Source organism: Moorena sp. SIO3B2 (genome assembly GCF_010692525.1).
Classification (GTDB): Bacteria; Cyanobacteriota; Cyanobacteriia; order Cyanobacteriales; family Coleofasciculaceae; genus Moorena; species Moorena producens.
Genome location: NZ_JAAHHE010000020.1, coordinates 1 through 3,684 on the forward strand (window position 1 = coordinate 1; position 3,684 = coordinate 3,684).

The 3,684-nt window shown below is 41.2% G+C and carries 2 protein-coding genes and 1 pseudogene; 1 reads left to right on the forward strand and 2 read right to left on the reverse strand.

The genetic code is table 11. From position 1 onward, the window contains the following. Positions 1 to 134 (forward strand): carbohydrate porin (locus F6K38_RS06960; protein WP_287356359.1); only part of this gene is annotated, 134 nt, incomplete at its 5' end. Between the two features lie 198 nt (positions 135 to 332). Here the strand turns inward: F6K38_RS06960 and F6K38_RS06965 are convergent. Both F6K38_RS06965 and F6K38_RS06970 read right to left on the reverse strand, forming a co-directional pair. Then, a complete protein-coding gene (locus F6K38_RS06965; RefSeq protein WP_287250537.1) occupies positions 333 to 1,718 on the reverse strand; it encodes a serine hydrolase domain-containing protein in 1,386 nt (461 codons plus the stop codon). Between the two features lie 606 nt (positions 1,719 to 2,324). Next, positions 2,325 to 3,175 (reverse strand): annotated as a pseudogene (locus F6K38_RS06970) (photosynthetic reaction center family protein). Positions 3,176 to 3,684: the final 509 nt, after the last annotated feature.

The window sequence follows — 3,684 nt, forward strand, 5'->3', positions numbered from 1 at the left end:
CAGCGTTCTATAAGTACAAAGTCAACAACAACATCTCCGTCACCCCTGGTGTGATTTGGCTTCTCAATCCTAACCAAAGTTCTGACAACGATGATGTGGTCATTGGTACTCTCAGAACCACCTTCACTTTTTAAGCTTTAAGCTAGATGTCCGGCGCTCTACCCATGGTTGGTGAGCGTCGGGATGAAAGCCGTTAGGGAAATTTTACTAAGGAAATTTGGGAGTGGTACACAATTGGTGATTTTAGCTCCCGTTACCTTGACCAGAGCGTAGCCAAATCACTACATCTTTACCACTACCACTTTTCACAGGATCTGGAAAAGTCAGCTAAACTACTCAGACACTAAAGCCTTACAATTCGGAGCAAGAGCCTCATATGTCAAGGACTCGTATTTATGCCTTAGATCAGTTTGCACATAAGGAAAAAGTTGAGTCATAAGAACACCAATTAACTTCCGCTTTGGATCGGCAAAATAGTGAGTGTTATATACACCTGCCCATTGAAACGAACCTACGGAACTCGGTTTATTAGAAGCATTGGGATCATCCTTAACAAAAAAGCCATTTGTGAATTTATAACCAGCTATATTAAATAATTCTTGAAAAACTTCATTTCCTTCCTTGTCGTTGTCTCTTACGGAGAGGAATTTCCTAACTGTTTTTGGTTTAGCAATACGAACTATTTTTATTCCATTTCGACTTTTTAACTTGCCCTTATTAAGCAGCATTTGCAGAAAACGAACATAGTCATCAGGGGTAGAAACAAGACCAGCACCACCAGAGAAATAGGTATCTCCAGTTTTATAGGGGTAAGCTTCATCCATGATGAAACCAGGTACGATTTCTTTAGGTGTAGTACCCATGCGAATCAAACCACCATTCTCGAAATTCGGAATATAAACTGCTGCAAGACGATTCCGCTTGGAAGGGGGTACATAGAAAGACGTATCGTTCATTTCCAATGGCTGAAAAACTCTTTCTTGTAAAAACTCAGCCAGTGTCTGTCTCGATACCACTTCTACTAAATAACCCAAGATATCTGAGCTTAGTCCATAACTCCATTGCGTACCAGGTTCAAACAGCAAGGGTAATTTAGCTAGACGACCAACCATCTCACTGATGGTACCTGGGGTAGTAGAATAGCCATCAGAAATTTCGGCTTGTTTTAGCAGCGGACCAAGAATAGGATGATTGTTGAGATTGTAATCTATCCCTGAGGTGTGGTTAAGCAATTGTTCAATTGTAATTTTCTTAGTTGCTCGTCGAGTTTTGTAATCATTAGGTTGTCCTGAAGAACCTGGTACCACAACCTTCATATTGGCAAAAGCGGGAATATATTTAGAAACGGGGTCTTTTAAATCAATCAGACCATCTGACGCCAGTAGGTGAATTGCAAAGCCAGTAATGATTTTAGAGTTGGATGCAATCCGAAAAATAGTATCAGGCTTCATTGACTCACTAGCTTCGATATCCCGTAAACCTACTGCCTGACGATAGGCAATCTTACCTTTACGGGCGATGATTACAACACCACCAGCAATTTCTTGTTTATCTACACGATTTTGCAAGTCGTCAGTAATCGCTTCAAGTTTATCGGAGCAAAAACCTACCTGTTCTGGTTTTTTTGCAACAGGTAAACTTTGAGCAAATACACTTGCATCTAAATTAATGAGTGCTGCTGTTACTACTGTTAATGATAACTTTTGAACCCACTTCATAATAACTGGAGTTTAGAGTTAGATTGAGTCTAATTAGAATACCATAGTAATTCCATCTATAGCTTTTATCGCAGTAATGAGGTACACATTGTTTTTTACCTCTTCCCTTTTCCCTCTTCTCTGATCCCTTATCCCTTTGTTTAGCCTCGTGGCCCACGGTCTGAGTTCCTGGTCCCTAAAACCCAGAAATTTGTATGTACCTCATGGGTATAATAGCTATATAGCCATCTTAAACGATTGATTTGTTGATTTGTAAAATCAATCCGCAAAATCTGGAATCATTCCTGGGTAAGGTTGATAGTGATGGCTTTGGTAAATATATTTGATGAATCATTTAGGACTGCTATTATGTCGGATAAATTGTACTTTTAAAAAATAGCTAAGATAGAAAAATATTTGGTAATCAAGGCTCTTGCAGAGTAGCTTAAAAAGGGTAACTTAAGATGTAAATAAAGATGGCCTTTTTTAGTCAGTCATGTCCGTGTAGGAGATGTCAGTAGCAAATTTGATCAGCTAACCATAAATTATCTAGCACTTCGAAAACAAAAAAGCGCTCCCCATCTGGAGAGCGCTTTTTTTATTCAAGCTGATTAAGCCAACTTGAGATTAACCGTTGATGACTGGAGCAGTCAAAGCTACGGGAGTAGCTTCACCAGCAGCTAGGTCTAGAGGGAAGTTGTGAGCGTTACGCTCGTGCATTACTTCGAAACCTAGGTTGGCACGGTTTAGTACGTCAGCCCAGGTGTTGATCACGTGACCTTGTGAGTCAATGATGCTCTGGTTGAAGTTGAAACCGTTGAGGTTAAATGCCATGGTGCTGATGCCCAGTGCAGTAAACCAGATGCCGATTACAGGCCATGCACCCAAGAAGAAGTGCAAGGAACGGCTGTTGTTGAAGGAAGCGTATTGGAAGATTAAACGACCGAAGTAGCCGTGAGCTGCCACGATGTTGTAAGTTTCTTCCTCTTGACCGAACTTGTAACCATAGTTCTGAGACTCAGTTTCGGTGGTCTCACGTACTAAGGAGGAGGTTACCAAAGAACCGTGCATTGCAGAGAACAAAGAACCACCGAATACACCAGCTACACCTAGCATGTGGAACGGGTGCATTAGGATGTTGTGCTCAGCTTGGAACACGAACATGAAGTTGAAGGTTCCGCTGATACCTAGGGGCATGGGTAGAAGTGCAAGCCAATGGCGTTAGAAGAAGGAACAACAGCACCAGAGATGATGTTGTTGCCATAAATCAAAGAGCCAGCAACAGGCTCGCGAATTCCATCAATGTCCACAGGGGGAGCAGCGATGAAGGCGATAATGAAGCAGATGGTAGCGGTTAGCAATGTAGGGATCATCAGTACACCGAACCAGCCTACATATAGGCGGTTGTTGGTGGAAGTGATCCAATCGCAGAACCGATCCCACACGTTAGCGTTACGCTGGTTTAATGTGGTAGTCATGTTCGGATGATTGCGTTTATTTGATTATCTAGGTTCAGCAGGCTTGTTTCGCCTGTCTGTATTTATCCTAATACAATGCTGAAGATAAATACATTTTACAGGTTTAATCTTAACTTTATTTAAAACTACTTAACTTTGCTTAATAAAAAAATTGCGATCGCTTTCTTGAAAGATGACTGATAGCTCCCACAATGGTGATCAATCAGAGGGATGAATCAGAGGGATGAATCCTAGGCTAGGCATGGCTTAGGCCAGTATATGGCCAGCTTGGTTAATCCGTTTGATCCACTGCTATTTTAGCTTAACATTGCTTAACAAAAATAGAAGTAATTGCTTTATTTAATGATTACTGAGAGCTGGCAAAATTTTGATGAATCCTAAGGATGAATCGTAGGGTGGGCAGTGCCTAGCAAAGGGCTTTTCAAGCTTGATTATCTGTGTGATGCACTGCCCACCTAATACTTAACATTACTTAATAAAAAAAGTGCGATCGCTTTCGTGACCAGATT